Annotated in this window: 15 protein-coding genes and 1 tRNA gene; 15 read left to right on the top strand and 1 reads right to left on the bottom strand. The window is 65.4% G+C overall.

Annotated features, from left to right (window positions below):
- Positions 1 to 23: 23 nt before the first annotated feature.
- On the bottom strand, positions 24 to 1532 hold the full coding sequence (gene trpE, locus V5A20_RS00630) for an anthranilate synthase component I (RefSeq protein ID WP_332314492.1): 1509 nt from the start codon (positions 1530 to 1532) through the stop codon (positions 24 to 26).
- A 386-nt stretch (positions 1533 to 1918) separates the two neighbouring features.
- Here trpE and V5A20_RS00625 point away from each other — a divergent pair, with 386 nt between their 5' ends.
- The 15 genes from V5A20_RS00625 to V5A20_RS00555 all read left to right on the top strand — a co-directional run bounded on the left by V5A20_RS00625 (position 1919) and on the right by V5A20_RS00555 (position 18043).
- Entirely contained in the window at positions 1919 to 3166 is a 1248-nt protein-coding gene (locus V5A20_RS00625; protein ID WP_332314491.1) for a thioredoxin domain-containing protein, read from the top strand.
- A gap of 182 nt (positions 3167 to 3348) precedes the next feature.
- Positions 3349 to 4188: a YdcF family protein gene (locus tag V5A20_RS00620; RefSeq protein ID WP_332326531.1), complete on the top strand. Its 840-nt coding sequence runs from the start codon at positions 3349 to 3351 to the stop codon at positions 4186 to 4188.
- 50 nt (positions 4189 to 4238) lie between these two features.
- Positions 4239 to 5513, top strand: coding sequence for an MgtC/SapB family protein (locus V5A20_RS00615; protein WP_332326530.1), 1275 nt, complete (start codon positions 4239 to 4241; stop codon positions 5511 to 5513).
- A gap of 126 nt (positions 5514 to 5639) precedes the next feature.
- Positions 5640 to 6023 (top strand): hypothetical protein, encoded by a 384-nt coding sequence (locus tag V5A20_RS00610; RefSeq protein ID WP_332314488.1) that lies wholly within the window; start codon positions 5640 to 5642, stop codon positions 6021 to 6023.
- Positions 6024 to 6233: 210 nt separating this feature from the next.
- Positions 6234 to 7832, top strand: a complete 1599-nt coding sequence (locus tag V5A20_RS00605) for a peptide chain release factor 3 (RefSeq protein ID WP_442978420.1) — start codon at positions 6234 to 6236, stop codon at positions 7830 to 7832.
- Between the two features lie 152 nt (positions 7833 to 7984).
- The gene (locus V5A20_RS00600; protein ID WP_332316517.1) at positions 7985 to 9238 is read left to right on the top strand and encodes an inorganic phosphate transporter; all 1254 of its coding nucleotides are present in this window, start codon (positions 7985 to 7987) and stop codon (positions 9236 to 9238) included.
- A gap of 46 nt (positions 9239 to 9284) precedes the next feature.
- Positions 9285 to 9884, top strand: a complete 600-nt coding sequence (locus V5A20_RS00595) for a hypothetical protein (RefSeq protein ID WP_332316516.1) — start codon at positions 9285 to 9287, stop codon at positions 9882 to 9884.
- 446 nt (positions 9885 to 10330) lie between these two features.
- Positions 10331 to 12043 carry an amidase gene (locus tag V5A20_RS00590; RefSeq protein ID WP_332326528.1) on the top strand — a complete coding sequence of 571 codons (1713 nt, stop codon included), beginning with the start codon at positions 10331 to 10333 and terminating at the stop codon, positions 12041 to 12043.
- Between the two features lie 60 nt (positions 12044 to 12103).
- Positions 12104 to 13060 (top strand): ABC transporter substrate-binding protein, encoded by a 957-nt coding sequence (locus V5A20_RS00585; RefSeq protein WP_332316514.1) that lies wholly within the window; start codon positions 12104 to 12106, stop codon positions 13058 to 13060.
- A 161-nt stretch (positions 13061 to 13221) separates the two neighbouring features.
- Positions 13222 to 14271 (top strand): tRNA preQ1(34) S-adenosylmethionine ribosyltransferase-isomerase QueA, encoded by a 1050-nt coding sequence (gene queA, locus V5A20_RS00580; protein WP_332316513.1) that lies wholly within the window; start codon positions 13222 to 13224, stop codon positions 14269 to 14271.
- Between the two features lie 53 nt (positions 14272 to 14324).
- Entirely contained in the window at positions 14325 to 15077 is a 753-nt protein-coding gene (gene ispD / locus V5A20_RS00575; RefSeq protein WP_332326527.1) for a 2-C-methyl-D-erythritol 4-phosphate cytidylyltransferase, read from the top strand.
- A gap of 26 nt (positions 15078 to 15103) precedes the next feature.
- Positions 15104 to 15577, top strand: a complete 474-nt coding sequence (gene ispF, locus V5A20_RS00570; protein WP_332326526.1) for a 2-C-methyl-D-erythritol 2,4-cyclodiphosphate synthase — start codon at positions 15104 to 15106, stop codon at positions 15575 to 15577.
- Between the two features lie 54 nt (positions 15578 to 15631).
- Entirely contained in the window at positions 15632 to 16294 is a 663-nt protein-coding gene (locus tag V5A20_RS00565; RefSeq protein ID WP_332326525.1) for a DedA family protein, read from the top strand.
- Positions 16295 to 16358: 64 nt separating this feature from the next.
- Positions 16359 to 16431: transfer RNA gene (locus V5A20_RS00560), tRNA-Thr, on the top strand.
- A gap of 124 nt (positions 16432 to 16555) precedes the next feature.
- On the top strand, positions 16556 to 18043 hold the full coding sequence (locus tag V5A20_RS00555) for an SLC13 family permease (protein ID WP_332326524.1): 1488 nt from the start codon (positions 16556 to 16558) through the stop codon (positions 18041 to 18043).
- Positions 18044 to 18218 lie beyond the last annotated feature (175 nt).

The following is an 18218-nucleotide window of genomic DNA, read 5'->3' as shown; positions in this document are numbered from 1 at the left end:
CGCAACTGAGCGAGGACAAGGGGTTACAGAAGGCCGTTCGAGGCCACGCGGAGGGCCTGCCGCAGCGCGGCGGCCTTGTCTCGGGTTTCGTCGTATTCGTGGGCCGGGTCGCTGTCCGCAACGATGCCGGCCCCGGCCTGTACGTACGCCGTTTCGTCGGTCACGACCATGGTGCGGATGGCGATGCAGGTGTCGAGGGTGCCCGAGAAGTCGACGTAGCCGACGGCCCCGGCGTAGACCCCGCGCCGGGACGGCTCCAGCTCGTCGATGATTTCCATCGCTCGTACCTTGGGGGCACCGCTCACCGTTCCGGCCGGGAAACAGGCCGCGAGGGCGTCCATCGAGCTCTGGTCGGGCGCGAGCGTGCCGGTCACCGACGAGACGATGTGCATGACGTGCGAGTACCGTTCGATGTAGGCGTAGCGGTCCACCTCCACGGTGTCGTACTGGCAGACACGCCCGAGATCATTCCGGCCCAGGTCGACCAGCATCAAGTGCTCGGCGCGCTCCTTGGCGTCGCTCAGCAGCTCGTCGGCGAGGGCTTCGTCTTCGGCCGGGTCGTCCCCCCGCGGTCGGGTGCCCGCGATCGGGAGCACCTCGGCCGTGCCCGCCTCCGCCCGCACCAGCACCTCCGGCGAGGAGCCCACGAGCGCCAGGTCGTCGAGGTCGAGGTAAAAGAGGTACGGCGACGGGTTGACCTGCCGCAGGGCCCGGTACAGGTTGAAGCGGTCCCCGTCGAACGGCGTCGCAAAGCGCTGCGACAGCACGACCTGGAAGATGTCGCCCTTCTGGATGTACTCCTTGGCGGTACGGACGGCATCTTCAAAGGCCGGCCGCTCCACGTTGGAGGTGAGCTCTGCTTGCGTCCACTCGACAGACGTGGGCGGATCAGCGGACTGCTTGAGGTCCGACTCCAGCGTGCCAAGGCGGGACTGGGCGTGGTCGTATGCGGCCCGGAGGTCCGTGTCCTCGTCGACGAAGACGTTTGCCATCAGCACCAGCTGGTGACGAACGTGGTCGAACGCCGCGACGGTGTCGTAGAAGCACCACACCGCGTCGGGGAGGGAGAGATCGTCTGGGGGGGCGTCCGGCAGGTCTTCGACGAGGCGGACGGCGTCGTAGCCGAGGTAGCCCACCGCGCCTCCACGCAGCCGGGGAAGGTCCGGCAGTTCGACCTCCTCGTACCGGTCCAGGTAGGCGTCCAGCACCTCAAAGATGGAGCCGGAAGGGGCTGGAAGGTTGGCTTCGGGGGCGGGGGTGCGGCGCTCGTCCACTTCGACGGTTGCGCCAAACTCCCGGCCCGTCACGATGCGGTAGGGATCGCGTCCCAGAAAGGAGTAGCGCGCCAGCTTTTCCCCGCCCTCTACGCTTTCGAAGAGAAAGCTGTACGAGGAATTCTCTCGCAGGGTGAGGTAGGCCGAAACTGGGGTGAGGAGGTCGGCGCTGCGCCGGGCGTGCACCGGCACCACGAGGCGAGACAGGCCGTCCGCCCGAGCCGTGTTTACGTGCGTCCGAAACTCGTCGTACGTCATGTATGAGAAGTGGAACAGGGGGCAAAACAAAAACCCGCTACCAGTCGGCAGCGGGTCGAGAGCCATTCAAAACGAGAGGCAGGCCACAGCGTCAGGCGTACCAGGGGCTCTCGACCCGAGAGAAGGGCCGCCAGAGCCACCAACGCATGGACGTGACGCTGTCTTTGTCAATCATACCAGTATTAGGGTATTGCCCAGTACCGTGACCTGCAACTGGATTGGTTTGAAATTCGATTGGAGGCGATTTGAGGCCATGGCATCCGCCATTCTTGAGGGTCCGCCCGAGCCCGGGTCGCGCAGTCGAGTGTGGCAATGGGAGGAACCAGCAGAAGGCTCAGGGTTTTGGGGTTGTGACGCGACTCCCCGATCCAAACCGGCACGTGGACATGTCCCTGGCGCAAACCCTCATTGGGCGGGCGCGGGCATACCATCCGCCCCTGGAGTCTGTTCTGTTTGGGCTCTCGATGCTGGGGATTCTCGACGTCGCGCATCTGCTCATCCAGCAGGGACGGGTCTTCGGGGGCGGCTGCCTTGGGGGCGAAGCGCTTGACTCCGGCGCGTCCGTCTTCGACTGTGTGGCGGTCGCCGCCGGGGCTGAAAATGCGCTCCTGGGCGTGGCAAACACGACCTGGGGCCTCGGGTTTTATGCAGGGGTCGCCGGGCTTACCGGGATCATATTGTGGGGCGGTCCTCGTCTCCGCACATGGATGCACGGGGTCCGAACCGGGGTGCTCACGGGCGGACTGCTGTATTCGGGATATCTTACGTACCTTCAGGTCGGTCCGCTGGAGACCCTGTGCCTCCTGTGTTTGGGGGCGGCCCTCATTACGACATTCCTGTTTGCAGGACAGGTTGCCGTGTTTTCCTTTTCACCAACATCCACCCTCGGCTCCATGTCGACACCTCTCGCAAAACGGCAAATTGCGCTCTTTGTTTATTTCACCGCTGTTGCGGTCGTCCTGATTGGGGCAGATCTTGTCTACGTCGATGGCATGAGCGCCCGAGCACAGCAGTCCGGCTCGGCCTCTGCTTCGTCCGGTGCGGCGCCGTCGGCCCAGTGTGAACTGGACGACTCGAAGACGCCGGTAGAGAACCAGGGGGCGTCACTGGTGAACTTCCAAGACATCACCGAAGGCAGCACCGAGGCCGGCGTGACGGTCGTTGAGTACTTTGACCCGAACTGCCCCCACTGCAAGGACTTCCACCAAGTCATGAAGCAAGTGGTGGAGGCCCACCGCGACGAGGTGCGGTTCGTGTACAAGCCGTTCCCGCTCCGCCGGTCGTCCCTTCCGGAGATTCAAGCCCTGTACGTGGCGGCGCAGTCCGACAAGTTTTCTGAGATGCTGGAGGCGCAGTACGCCCGACAGGGACCGAACGGCATTTCGAAGAAGGACCTCCGTGCCATCGCCGACGAGATTGGCCTGAACCCGGACGTGTTGGACAAGCGTGTCGAGCAGAACGAATACCGTGATCAGGTCCTCCGGCAGAGAAAACGGGCCGTAAAGATCGGGGTCGACAGCACCCCGACGGTTCTCGTCAATGGCCACTTTCTGGAGTCCCGATCACAAGAATGCCTGAATACGTTCATTGAGCAGGCGAAGTCGGGGACCCTCGGGGGGACGGCCTCCGGATGATGCGGGCTCGGGCGCTGCCGACGTGACACTGGTCCTGGCGTATGTACCTGAGGGCAGGTTCCGTCGGGGAGGGAAGGGAGGAGGGGCCGTTGGCATGAGAACCAGGCGGGCGTGTGGATCTATGCCCCGCCCTTTCTGTCGTGGCCTCTGGAGGATGGCTTTCCCGTAGATCTCACGTCGTCGTGTCGCTCTTCATCCGCAAGCTTCTGAGCCTCCTCGTCCATCCCTTGTCCCTCGGCCTATTGCTCGTGGGCGTGGGGGGACTGGTTGCCCTCGGGTGGCGCCGAATCGGGCTGTCGCTGGTGCTCGGGGGCGCGGTGGTGCTGTGGGGGTTCTCGACGCCCCTCGTCTCGGACAGGCTTCGCGGCAGCCTGGAAGCGCGCCACCCGCCGACCCCCATCGACTCCCTTTCTTCGGCGGAGGCCATCGTGGTACTGGGAGGGGGAATCAGTTCTCCGCGTCCGCCTCGCATCCATCCGGACCTCAACGACGCGGCGGACCGGGTGTGGCACGCGGCCCGATTGTACCGGGCCGGCAAGGCGCCCCTCGTCATTGCCAGTGGAGGCGATCAGCCCTGGCAGAATCCGCGCGTCCAGGAGGCGTCCGCCATGGAAGTGCTTCTTCGAGACTGGGGGGTGCCCCAAGACTCGATCCTTCGTGAACCGCGGAGCGCCAATACGTACCAGAATGCCACTCGCACGGCGCGCTTGATGGACCGCCGCGGCCTCAATTGCGTGCTCCTCGTAACCTCGGCCCTGCACATGCGACGCGCCTTGGCGGTGTTTCGGAGTGAGGGGATCGAGGCGGTGCCGGCAGCGACGGATTTTCAGGTGGACAATCGGAATCGAACCCTGCTTGACGTGCTCCCAGACGCGGGTGCCCTCGCCGGGTCTACTGCTGCCGTTCGCGAATACGTTGGCTATCTCGTGTACGCTTGGCGAGGATGGATCGATCGTCCTGCCCCGGTCGCTGAAACCACGGAGGGCCGTTGCGTGGCTACAGTGCCGGTCTCCAATCGTTGACGGCACGGGGTGGGACCTCGTAGGCATTTCCTCACACTCCGAAGCGGACCATGCCCCCCGACACCCTGACCCTTTTCTACCGCTTCGGGGTCGCGCTCATCTTGGGGCTGTTCATGGGACTCCAGCGCGAACACGCGTACCGCGAGCGGGTCGATGCGAAGGGGGAGCTTCTCGCCGGGGCGCGGACCTTTCCCATTATCGCCCTGCTGGGGGCTGCGTCTGCGCTGGGGACGAGTGAGCTGGGGAGTGCCGTGCCGTTTGCAGTAACCGTTATTGTCGTCGGACTGCTGTTGGCGGTTGGGCACTATCTTCAGGCCCGAGCCCGAGACACTGGTCTGACGACCGAGATGGCAGCGCTGGTGGCCTTCTTCACCGGCGGGCTCTGTGTTTGGGGATACCTCCGGCTGGGGGCCGCGTTGAGCGTCGGGACGGCCGTGCTTCTGTCGTTGAAGGTGCAGACCCACGCCCTGGCCCGTACGCTCGACCAAGAAGATGTCATCGCGACGCTCAAGTTTGCGGTCATCACGGTGGTCGTCTTGCCCTTGCTGCCCCGCCAGGGCTACGGCCCGTCGCCGTTTGACGTGCTGGTCCCGTACAACGTCTGGCTCATGGTCGTGCTGATTTCTGGGATCAGCTTCCTAGGGTACGTGCTCATCAAGGTCGTGGGGCCGCGGCGTGGGGTGGGGCTGACGGGCATCCTGGGGGGGCTCGCATCGAGCACGGCCGTCACCCTGAGCGTCGCGGAGCGGAGCCGGGACTCGGAAGGGCTGGACCGGCCCTTCGCCCTGGCCGTGCTCCTGGCCTGGGCCATCATGTTTGTGCGGGTCATTGTAGAGGTGGCGGTCATCAATCCGTCCCTGCTCCTGACCGTCTGGGCGCCCATCGTGGGGGTGTTCGTTGTGATCCTCGCCTACTGCGGGTATCTATATGGTGTGCAGCCGGCCGAGGAGCAGGACGAGCCCCAGACCGTCGAGAATCCGTTTCGCCTCGTCCCAGCAATTACGTTTGGAGTGCTGTACGCCATTATCCTCGTCCTCTCAAACGGGGCTCAGACCTATTTTGGTGACACTGGGGTGTACCTATCGAGCGTCGTTGCCGGACTGGCGGACGTGGACGCCATCACCCTCTCGATGGCGCGCCTCCACGAGAGTGGAGACGTGGGGGCGGTCCCTGCCACGCGGGCGATCGTGATTGCGGCGGCCGCCAACACGGTGCTCAAGGGGGGCATCGTGGCGCTCACCGGCACGGCGGGGCTGCGTCGGGCGGTGGTGCCGGGGCTGCTCCTGATCGTCGGCGCGTCCGGAATCGCGCTCCTCTTCGTGTAAATGATGGAGCCGCGGCGGGCTAATCTGGCTCCGTCGTCGGGTCCCCGTTGCATCCACGGGCACATGTGCATCGTTCATCGTCGCTTCCTTTTTGGGCTTCTGGTCTTGGGACTGCTTTCGCCCTCCATGAGTCTGGGACAAGCCCCCCTGCCGTCCTCGGATACGAGCAGGGCCTGGCACGACGATGCCTGGACGCCCATCGTCGAACAGGAGGGCCTTCAAGTCTCGTACATCTACTACCCCGAGGCCGACACTGAGCACGACGGGGTCGTGCTGCGTCTCATCAACGAGAATGAGAGCCCCGTGCGATACAGCTTTACGCTCATTTTCCGGGCCCCTACGGCGGACACCACAGCCACGGTTGATGGGCGGCTGGGGCCGGGCGAGATGAAAACGGGCGACGCCGCCGGGCTCTTCTGGGTGCCGTTCCGGAACGAGGACCGGAGCCTAGGGGAAATTGGACTCCGGGGCCTGTCCGTGGCTCGACTTCGCCCGGACGGATCTGACTGACGCCTGTGCGACGAGTGGGTGAATGCTTTTTGGAGACGGTCTCGGGGCCGCTCGCGTCCAAAACCGTTTGGGCCCTACTCCGTAGCCCTACAAGATGGCTTCCCAGGCCTGTATTCCCTGATCGTCACCGACCGAATCAACCGTTCTCTTGTCGTGAGCACCACCGATGCCCTATCCCCGGAGGAGACCGCTGCTCCTCCAACGGACGACGTGGACCCGGTCCTTAGGGAGGAAATCGAGAAGCGGCGCACGTTTGCCATCATCAGCCACCCGGACGCGGGCAAGACGACCCTCACCGAAAAGCTTCTGCTGAAGGGGGGCGCCATCCACGAGGCGGGCGAAATTAAGGCCCGGAAGGCCGACCGCTTCGCCATGAGCGACTGGATGACGATGGAGAAGGAGCGTGGCATCAGCGTCACGTCGTCGGTGATGAAGTTCCCCTACCGAGGGTACGAGCTAAACCTGCTCGACACCCCGGGTCACCGCGACTTTTCGGAGGACACGTACCGCGTCCTTACGGCGGTCGACAGCGTCATCATGGTGCTCGACAACGCGAGTGGCGTGGAGCAGCAGACGGAGAAGCTGATGGAGGTGTGCCGCATGCAGGACACCCCCATCATCACGTTCGTGAACAAGATGGACCGGCACGGGCTGCCGCCGCTCGACATTCTGGAAGACATCGAGGAGACGCTCGACCTAGACACCGTGCCGCTGTCCTGGCCCATCGGGATGGGCAATCGCTTCCGTGGGACCTACAACCTGTACCGCGACGAACTGCACCTCTTCTCCCACGCAGACATGGAGGGGGAGCATGAACGTCTGCCCATCGATGACCTCAGTGACCCGCAACTCGACGACGTCCTCGGCGATCAGGCCGACGACCTCCGCTTCGACGTGGAGCTCGTCCGCGAGGCCGGCGACGAGCTGGACCTGGAGGCCTACCTCGACGGCCGGCAGACGCCCGTCTTCTTCGGCAGCGCCCTCAGCAACTTCGGGGTGGGGGACATGTTCGATACGTTCGTTGAGGTTGCCCCGCCGCCCCAGCCGCGGCCCACGGTGACCCGCGAGGTCTCGCCGTACGAAGAGGAGTTTACGGGCGTCGCCTTCAAGATTCAGGCGAACATGGACCCGAAGCACCATGACCGCATGGCGTTCGTCCGCGTCTGCTCTGGCACCTTCGAGAAGGGCATGGAGGTGATCCACCACCGCACGGGGCAAACGATGCGCCTGAACAACGCCACCACGTTCATGGCGCAGGACCGCGAGGGGGTGGACACGGCCTACCCGGGCGACATCATTGGCATCATGAGCCACGGGCGCGTCAAGATTGGGGACAGCTTCTCGCAGGACGAGCCGCTGCACTTCACGGGCGTGCCCAGCTTCGCGCCGGAGCACTTCCGCAAGGTGCGCCTCGACGACCCGTTCCGGTCGAAGCACCTGGGGAAGGGCCTGCAGCAGCTGAGTGAGGAAGGGGCCATTCAGGCATTTCGGCCGCAGCGCGGCAACGACTACATCCTCGGGGCCGTCGGCGAGCTTCAGTTTGACGTGACCCTGGATCGGTTGGAGGACGAGTACAACGTGGAGGCCCACCTGACGGGCGTCCGATATGCCTGTTGCCGCTGGATCGACGGGCCGGCGGAGGACCTGGAAGACTTTGAGGCGGAAAACATGGACCGCCTCTTCCGCGACGCCGATGGCGACCTGGCGTATCTGGCGCTCAGTGACTTTCGGCTGGAGCGCACCATGGAAAACTGGCCCCGCATCAGCTTCGCGTCGACGAAGCAGCACACGGCGGAGGAGCGCGGCTAAACTTCTCGCAGGACTGGAAGCTCCGGGCGATCTGGCCCCGAAACGGTTCTTTTGATGACGTGGATGCCTCCTTGTATGAGGATCTTCCGCCCAAACAGGCTCGTTGTAACACGAGTCTGAGATTTTAGGACCCCACGTCCTTCACCCCGACGGTGACCGACCCTCTGCTCATCGGTGGCGTCCTCATCGCGTGTTTCGTCGCGTTCAACATCGGCGGCGCGACGACCGGGCCGGCGTTTGGGCCGGCCGTGGGGGCGAACGTGCTGTCGAAGACCGCTGCGGGGGCCCTCATGGCGGTGGCATTTTTCGGTGGGGCCTACACCATTGGGCGGCGCGTCGTCGACACCCTGGGACAAGAGCTGGTCCACGACCCGTCCATCTTTACGTTGGAGGCGAGCATCGTTGTCCTGTTCTTCATTGGTGGGGCGCTGCTCGTGGGCAATCTCTCAGGGGCCCCGGCCTCCACGTCCATGACGGCGGTGGGGGCCATCATCGGCCTCGGCCTGGCCCACGGCGAGCTCAACTTTGCCATCGTCGGCGAGATTCTTGCCTGGTGGATTCTGTCCCCGATCATCGGCTTTTGGCTGGCCGTCATGGTAGGGCGCTACGGGTACGAGTCGCTCGATCGGCTCGTCGCCATTGAGCAGAGCGACGGGCCGCTCCTGGTGTTTGAACAGGTTGAGGCGAACGTGTGGCCGGTCTTCCGCCCCGACGAGACGCGGCTGGTGACGCTCGAGCCCGCTGGGGTGCCGCTCCGTCCCGCGCTCGGGCCCAACACGTCCCGGCGCGAGGTCGTGGGCACGGCCGTCCTGGTGAGCATCGGGGTCCTGATGGCGTTTAGCTCCGGCACTAGCAACATTGCCAATGCCATCGCGCCGCTGGTGGGCAGCGGCGCCCTCGCCATGGATGTGGGTATTCTCATTGGGTGTGGGGCCGTGGCGGTCGGCGCCCTCACCATTGCCCGCCGCACCATGGAGACGCTCGGCAACGACATCACGGACCTGCCGCTGACGGCCGCCATCGTGGTGGCGCTTCTTAGCTCCACGATCATCATCATCCTGTCGACCCTCGGCATCCCGGCAAGCTTTGTCGTGGTCGCCACCCTCTGCATCATCGGGCTCGGCTGGGGGCGCTCCACGCAGGCGGTCTCGGTGGCCGAGGCCGTGCGCGGAGACGTGTCTCCACAGGTGTCGGTGGGGGCCCTGGCACAAGGGGAGGAGGCCACAGTCGGCACCGTCCGTTCGCAGTCTTCGCCCCGAGAGACCTCGCGGCAGTCTGCACCGGTCCGGTCGGACCTGTTTGACCCCGGAACCAGCGTGCGGGTCGTGCTCATGCAGAACGTGGTCCCCCTGCTGGCGACGGGCGGGTCGTACCTCACCTTTTGGCTGCTTCCCGTGGGGGGGTAAGCCCTTCGTCCACCCAAAATTTTGCAACGAGACGCGCGAACGTTCTATGCAGCTCCGTGGTCGTCAAACGCAGTTTTACATCGATCTTATCTACGGCCTCGGGTTCGCCGTGGGCTTTGGCTACTTGCTGTTCGTTGGCATGAACCCGCTGGTGGCCGCCTTTCAGAGTGGTCTCGTGCTGGGCTACTTTCTGCGGGTCTGGGAGAACATGAGTGTCTACGAGCGCATCCTCCACGAAGAGGTGGCGGCGGAGGCCGAAGCGGTGGTGGCCGACGAGATTGAAGACACGATGCCGGGCGAGGTGGAGGAGGCCGTGGCCGAGGAATTGGAGACCACGATGCCGGAAGAAGTTGAAGAGGCCGTGGCCGAAACGGTTGAGGGCGCCGTAGCGGAAGAGGCCGAAGATGCGGTCCCCGAAGAGGTGACCGCGGAGGTCGAGAAGCAAGTGGCCGAAGAGATGGCCGATGAGATCAAGCAGCGAGTGGGAGAAGAGATGGAGGAACAGCTGCAGGATGTGGGGGAGGGGGTGCCCGAACACGTGAAAAGAAAGCGCGGTGATCAATCGTCGAGAACGGACGACGGAGCGGCGGACGAGTCGCGGTCGATGCAAGGGCGGGGGGATCGGGCGTCTCCCGAGCAGTCGTGAGGAGGATGTGACAGGCCTCCCCGGCCCCTCCACCGGAATCGCCGCGCGCATTTAGGCAACAGCGAACGCGGCCATCGCCGTGCACGATTGCGTGCTTGCTCTCCATCAGGGCCTTCGGCTCAATTTTTCGACAGGACAACACTGGGGCTCCTCGGCCGGGGGGCGGAGGGGCGCTTGCGAAACTGGGCTCCACAATCGGCCCGGATGGAGATTGGGGGCGCGTGTGGTTAGTCTGAGAGAGCCGATCCGGTTGATCCTTCAAGCTTCTGCTCCGCCCGCCGTCCCGACTTCAGTGTGAACGAGAAACGGACACGCCCCTTGAATCAATCGATGAAGGCCGGGGGCAGGCAGGACGACACCATGAGGGCGGGCTCGAACGAGCACCACTGGTGTTGGCCGGACCGGACGAGCATCGCTCACGATCTGTTTTCTGCGTTGAACGTACCATGTCTATTGATCGACGCCAGTTTTTAGACGCCTGCTCTGCGGTCGGGCTGAGCGGCCTCTTCCCCGGGGCCCTCTATGCTCAGGTGTCCGAGGAGAACGACGAGCCGTCCATCACGACCGACCACGTCGCGGCCGCCGCGTCCATCGCCGGGCTCACTCTCACCGACGAGGAGCGGGAGCTGCTGGTGGAAAACTTGAACGAGAACCTCGAGCAGTTCGAGTCGATGCGGGAACAAGAGCTTCCCAACAGCCGGGCCCCGGCCACGATGTTTGACCCGCGTCGCGGGGGGGCGGTCATTCCGGAGGGGGAGGCGTCCGACGAGGGGGCGGAAGTCTCTCTTCCGTCGGTCGACCGGCCCTCCGCCGACGAGGACCTGGCCTTTGCCTCCATTCCGGAGTTGGCCCACCTGCTCCGGGCCCGGAAGGTCACCAGTGTGGAGCTTACTGAACTGGCCCTGCGGCGCCTGCGCCGGTACGACGACCGGCTGCACGCGGTCATCTCGTACACCGAGGACCGCGCCCTGGAGGCGGCGCGGCGGGCCGACACCGAGCTGGACGCGGGCACGTGGCGCGGCCCCCTTCACGGCGTGCCGTACGGGGCGAAGGACCTGTTGGCCGTGCAGGGCACCCAGACGACCTGGGGCGCGGAGCCGTTCAAGGATCAAACGATCGACAAGACGGCAACCGTCGTTGAGCGCCTCGACGAGGCGGGCGCCGTGCTCGTGGCCAAGCTGTCGCTGGGCGCGCTGGCGTGGGGGGACGTGTGGTACGACGCCACCACCAAGAACCCTTGGAACCTCGACCAGGGGTCCAGCGGGTCCTCTGCGGGCCCGGCGGCGGCGGTCTCGGCAGGCTGTGTGCCGTTCGCGATCGGGTCGGAGACGCTGGGCTCCATCGTGTCGCCGTCCACCCGCTGCGGCGTCACGGGGCACCGGCCCACCTTCGGCACCGTGGGGCGGGGCGGTGCCATGGCGCTCTCGTGGACGATGGACAAGCTCGGCCCCATCGCACGGTCGGCGCTTGACTGTGCACACGTCTACGACGCAATCCGGGGGGCGGACCCCGACGACCCCGCCTCGGTGGACGTCCCGTTTCCGTTCGACGCGGAGCGGTCCGCTGCGTCCCTCCGCGTGGGATACCTGCAGGAGGCGTTTGGGGAGGACTACGACAACCAGACGGCCGACCAGAACACGCTCGACGTTCTTCGCGGGCTCGGCGTGGACCTGGAGCCGGTGTCGTGGGAGGTGGACGTGCCGGTGGGCGCGCTGCTGAATACGCTCGACGTGGAGGCGGCAGCGGCGTTCGACGAGCTGACGCGCTCGGGCGGCATCGACGAGATGGTGCGCCAGGGCGAAAACACGTGGCCAAACGTCTTCCGCACCGCTCGCTTCGTCCCGGCCGTGGAGCATGTGCAGATGGATCGGCTGCGGGGGGTCCTCATGGAGCAGGCCCACGCGGTCATGCAGGACCTCGACGTCCTGGTGAGCCCCAGCTTTGGCGGGGGCACGCTGGGCATTACGAACCTCACAGGGCATCCCTGCGTGTGCCTCCCCAACGCCCTGCGGCCTGTGGAGGACGGCCCGGATGCGCGGCGACAACCGGGCAGCATCAGCTTCGTCGCGCCGTTGTACCGAGACCAGACGGCCCTCACGCTCGCCCACGCCGTGCAACAGGAAACGGACATCCACCGCCGCCGTCCGCCGATCCAGTAGGGCGTAGGGGCCGATGGCCCGGAACCGCCGCCTGTCTTCTGACAATTGTCCCGCTCCGCCATGCGCATCGTCTCGTTGTTGCCGGCCGCGACCGAATGGATTTGCGTCTTCGGGGCCGAAGACCAGCTCGTTGGGCGGTCCCACGAGTGCGAATACCCGGAGAGCGTGCAGGACGTGCCGGCCGTGACGGCCCCCACCTACGCGTCCGACGGGGACTCCGCCGCCATCGACGAGGCGGTACAGGGGCAGCTGCAGGACGGGCTCAGTCTCTATGAGGTGGACCTGGAGCGGCTGCGCGCCCTGGAGCCCGACCTGATTGTGACACAGGACCAGTGCGAGGTGTGTGCGGTGAGCCTGCCGGAACTGGAGGCGCAGCTCGGGGAGTGGACCGGTGGTGGCCCCGAGGTCGTCTCGATGCGGCCGCAGACGCTGAAGGAGGTGCTCGACGAGGCCCTCCGACTGGCCCGCGCCATGGAGACGCTCGACGCGGCGATGGAGACGATCGCCAATCTCGAAACGGGCCTTCGGGTCCTCCGCGACCAGATTGGTGTGGACCGTTCTACCAATCCGCAATCGCTTCCGTCCGTGGCCTGTGTCGAGTGGCTGGAGCCGCTCATGGTGGCGGGCCACTGGATGCCCGACGTGGTGGAGATGGCCGGCGGGCGCCCCCTCCTTGGGACCGCCGGAGAGCCCACCACGCCAGCCGAGTGGGGCGAGCTTCAGGAGGCGGACCCGGACGCCCTCGCCCTCATGCCCTGCGGCTTCACCATCGATGAGACGCGGCGAGACCTACACTACCTGACCGACCGGCCCGGCTGGGAAACACTGACGGCGGTCGAGGAGCAGCGTGTGGCCCTGCTCGACGGCAACGCATACTTCAACCGCCCCGGCCCGCGCCTCTACCGGGCCATCGAGGTGCTCGCGTCCGTGCTCCATCCAGACGCCTTTCGCCCGGAGCCTCCGGTGGCGGCCTGGGAGCGTCAATGGCTTCATACCTCCGATCCCACCCCCGCATAGCCACCCCCGCAGAGAAAGCCTGGGTGGAGCGGGATCAACTCGCCCTAAATCGGAGTGTAGTACAGTCGGCATTTTAATTGCGTCTGTCTGTGGAGGCCCACAAGCGGCCTGCAGGCCCTCGCGTCTGTCCTGTTCACCCGTTGCCCGATCGACGACTGTATATGAAACGCTCGGAATTCAGCTACGATGTCCCCGAAGAACTCGTTGCAGAATACCCGGCCGATCCGCCCGATTCGTGCCGGATGATGGTCCTCGATCGCGAGTCCCACGAGATCGACCACGACAAACGGTTCCACGACCTTCCGGAATACTTCTCGGAGGGAGATGTGCTGGTCGTTAACAACACGAAGGTCTACCCGGCGCGCCTCTACGGCCAAAAGAAAAAGACCGGGGCTGACATCCAGGTCTTTCTGCTTCGCGAGTTGAACCCCGAGAGCCGGCTCTGGGACGTGGTGGTCGACCCCGCCCGAAAGATCCGCATTGGCAACAAGCTCTATTTCGACGACGACCTGATCGCGGAGGTGATCGACAACACCACCTCCCGCGGCCGAACGATCCGCTTCTCCTTCGACGACGTGAACGAGGCACTGTACCAGAAAATTCGGGACATCGGCGAGACGCCGCTTCCGCCGTACATCGACCGGGAGGTGGAGGAGGAAGATCGGGACCGATACCAGACCATCTTCGCCGAGGAACGTGGAGCGGTGGCCGCGCCGAAGTCGACGCTCCACTTCACCGAAGACCTTCTGAAGCGTTTGAAGGAGAAGGGTGTGAAGGTCGTCCCCATTACCCTGCACATCGGTCGCGGCAAGTCCGAGCCGGTGGGGGTCGAGGATCTATCCAAGCACCGCACGGACTCGGAGGAATACTACATCCCTGAAGAGACTGCGGAGGCTGTAAACCGGGTCCTGGCGTCCGACGAAAACACCGTCACGGCCTGCGGCACGACCGTCGTACGGGCCCTCGAGTCGAGCCTCTCGGCCGACGCGACCCTGAAGCCTGATCACAGCTGGACGGATCTCTTTGTGTTTCCGGAGTACGAATTCAAGATCGTGGACCGGATGATCACGAACTTTCACCGTCCTGAGAGCATGCTGATGATGATGGGCGCGGCGTTTGCGGGGTATGATTTTCTCTTCGAGGCCTACGAAGAAGCCTTTGACGACGAGTACCAGCTCTTCGCGTTCGGCGACGCGATCTTTATCAAGTAGTCGCATAGAAGCTGAACGCGTCATCTGCCCCTCGCACGCGGTCCCCAGGTTGCATGGACGCCGCTGATGCCCGTGCCCGTTCGGACGAAGTGGCTGTCTTGATCCCCGCTGCGGGGCGCGGGCGCCGGCTGGGGGGACGGCCCAAGCAGTTTCGGGTTCTCGGCGAGCACCCGGTGTTGGTACAGGTGCTCCTCTCGTTTGAGCGGCACCCGGCTGTGGGCCACGCCGTGGTGGCGGCCCCCAAGGATCGCGTCGCGGAGGTCACCGATCGGGTACGGGCGGAGGGACTCGGGGTGCTGACGGCCGTCGTGGGTGGGGGCGACAGCCGGCAGGCGTCTGTGCGGCACGCCCTTCGTGCGGTCCCCGATCCTGTGAACAGGGTTCTCGTGCACGATGCGGCCCGTCCCTTTGTGGCGGCGGCGCAGGTGACAGCTGTGCTTCAAGCCGTCCGGACCGACGGGGCGGCATCACTGGCCGTTCCGGTGGCCGACACACTCCGCCGTGGTGACGGCGATCGGTTTGGCGATACGGTCTCGCGAGAGGACCTCCACCGGATGCAAACCCCGCAGGGCTTTCGCCGCCAATGGCTCGAACAGGCGCATCGCCACGCATCGTCCGCGGACGTGACGGCGACCGACGACGTAGCGCTCGTCCAGCGAATGGATCACGACGTGGTTCCGGTGGCGGGAAGTCGGCGCAACTTCAAGATCACGACCCCTGACGACTGGATGCTTGCCCAACAGTTGTGGCCGGCGTGGAAAGACGCCCCTGAACGGTTTCGGTTGTCGTCGTCGGCGTCAACGTAGTCCTGCTCCCCGCAGTTGAGTCCCCTATGCGCATTGGTTTCGGGTACGACGTGCACCGCTTGGTCGAGGGACGTTCCCTTGTTTTGGGGGGCACGGAGATCCCGTACGATCAAGGCCTCGCCGGTCACTCGGACGCGGACGTCCTCCTGCACGCGGTGGCCGATGCTCTGCTTGGGGCGGCCGCGCTTGGAGACCTTGGGGCCCACTTCCCGGACACGGATGCCGACTGGGAGGGGGCCGACAGCCAGGTGCTGCTCCAGCAGGTGACACAGAAGGTCCGTGACGCCGGGTACACGCCGCACAACGTGGACATCACGGTCCTCCTGGAGCGTCCCAAGCTGCGTCCCCACGTCGGCGAGATGCGAACGAACGTCGCTACTGCGCTTTCTTGCCCCCGCGACCGAGTGTCTGTGAAGGCGACCACGACGGAAGAGCTGGGCTTCGTGGGGCGAGAAGAAGGCGTGGCCGCGCAGGCGGTCTGTACGATCCAGCCTGCGTGATGAGGGACGCAACTGGAGGCTTTTGGCACCGATTTGGCCGCATCCCCTTCGCGTATGCTCGACGGATTCTCCAACTTTTTTGCCTGGATGGAGGCGCTCTCGCCGATCTGGGCGTACGTCACCCTGCTCGTCATCGCCTACGGCGAGAACGTGTTGCCCCCCATCCCGGGCGATATGGTCGTGGTCTTCGGCGGGTACATGGCCGGGCTCGGGCAACTGCACCTCGGCATCGTGATCCTCCTCTCCACGGTCGGGGGCGCACTGGGCTTTATGACGATGTACGCCGTGGGGTATAAGCTCGGGCGTTCGGCCCTGAACCCCGACCGCCTGCAGTGGCTGCCCCGAGAGGGCTTCGACCGCGCGCAGCGCTGGATTCACCAGTACGGCTACGGCGTCATCGCGGCCAACCGATTTCTCAGCGGCGCCCGGTCGGTGATTTCCCTGACAGCCGGCATGTTTCGGATGGACGTGGGCCGGACGGCCGGGTGGTGCACGGTCAGCGCGCTGGTGTGGACGGGGCTCATCAGCTACGCAGGCTACGCCGTCGGAGAAAATTGGGACTTGGTGGTGACGTACCTCCGGGCCTATGGGCGCGTCGTACTGACCATACTGGTCCTGGGTGCGGCCGGGCTGGGGGCCCGGTGGTATTGGCGGCGGCCGCAGGACCCGGCGGCGACGGGAACCGACGAGGATGGCGACCCTTCTGAGGCTCGCTGATGGGTCGAAACTCGGCCCGATACGAACTGTTGAGGCCGACAGTCAGAAGTCCTGTGGCTACCCTGCTGACGTAGCTCAACTGGTAGAGCAGCGCACTTGTAATGCGCAGGCTGGCGGTTCGAGTCCGCCCGTCAGCTCCGTATCGATTCGTCCTTCGGACATCGGGGACCTCCGGCGGGGGTTCTCCGTCCCCAGGGCCGTGCCCCTGTCGAACGGCGCGGCCGTCCTTCCCGACCGCCCGGCGCCAGGCCCCGCTCGCCCATGGCTTCCGACTCCACACCGCTCCGGAAACCGCTGGGCCTCGCCGGTGGTGCGCTTCTGTGTGCCGTCCTGTTGTCTATGCCGGCCCCGGAAGGGCTCGATCCGGCCGGATGGCGCACCGCTGCCGTCGGGCTCCTGATGGCTGTCTGGTGGATCACAGAGGCACTGCCCATCTCGGCGACGGCGCTGGCGCCCCTCGTCCTGTTCCCGCCGCTGGGCATCACGGACATTGAGGGCGCCGCCAGCCCGTACGCCAATCCCTTGATCTTTCTCTTCCTGGGGGGCTTCCTGCTCGCCCAAGCGATGCAACGGTGGCGGCTGCACCGTCGCGTGGCGCTCGGCATCGTGCAGGGGATTGGGACAAAGCCCCGGTCAATCATCATCGGGTTTCTCCTCGCATCAGCCTTTCTGAGCATGTGGGTGAGCAACACGGCCACGGCGCTGATGATGCTGCCGATCGCCCTTTCGATCATCGACTTCGTGCGAGACCACCTAGAGGCCCGGGACGAGACGATGCCCCCGCATTTTCCCCTCGTCCTTCTGCTGGGGGTTGCCTACGCCTGTAACGTGGGGGGCATGGGAACCCTCATCGGGACGCCCCCAAATGCCTTGCTCGCTGGCTTCTTCTCCGAGACATACGGCGTGGAGATCGGCTTTGCGCAGTGGATGATCGTTGGCCTGCCGCTCGTGGCGGTGGCGCTGCCGCTCGTGTACACCGTGCTCACGTGGGTGTACCCCATTGAGCTGGACCGACTTCCGGGCGGCGCCCAGATTATTGACGCCGAGCAGGAGGCATTGGGGCGCATAACGAGCGCCGAAGGGCGGGTGGCCGTGGTCTTTGTGCTTACCGCGGCCCTGTGGATGACGCGCCCTGTTCTCGCTGACCTGCTTCCGGGGCTTTCCGATGCCGGAATTGCGATTGGGGCGGGGCTCCTGCTCTTTGCCCTGCCGGCCGGCACCGAAACCCGGGCACTCCTCGTCTGGGAGGACGCCGAGGAGCTTCCCTGGGGAGTGCTCCTGCTGTTTGGTGGGGGGCTCAGCCTCGCGTCCGCCATCAGCGACACTGGGCTGGCGGCCTGGATCGGGGAGGGGGTGAGTGCCCTCCGCGGATGGCCCACATTCCTCGTGGTGCTGGGCGCAGTGGCCCTGATTGTGCTCCTCACCGAAATGACGAGCAACACGGCCACGACGGCGGCGTTTCTGCCCATCCTGGGGGCGGTGGCGGTGGGGTTCGGAGAGAATCCCTTCCTGCTGACGGTGCCCGCCGCCCTCGGTGCAAGCAGTGCGTTCATGCTTCCGGTGGCCACCCCGCCCAACGCCATCGTCTACGGGAGTGGGCTCCTCTCCATCCCCCAAATGAGCCGGGCGGGCGTCTGGCTCAACCTCACGTTTGTTGTTCTGGTGACCCTGATCGCGTACGGACTGCTCGGGGTGGCCTTCGGGGTCGAGTTTGGAACGGTTCCGCCGTGGGCCCCGACCGGCGGGTAGGACTGCAGGAGGCACATTCAGTGCTCGCCCAGCAGCGAGACCTCGTCGCCCAGCACATCCTCCACGTAGAGCGTCTGCACGAGGACGATGCCGACGATGGCAAGAGGGGTGGCCAGAAGCACGCCTCCGGCCCCCGCACTCACCCCGCCGATAAACTGTGCCGTAATGACCGTGG

The organism is Salinibacter sp. (assembly GCF_036626415.1).
Classification (GTDB): Bacteria; Bacteroidota; Rhodothermia; order Rhodothermales; family Salinibacteraceae; genus Salinibacter.
The sequence above is the reverse complement of the archived record's forward strand: the minus strand, read 5'-3'. Positions and strand labels throughout refer to the sequence as shown.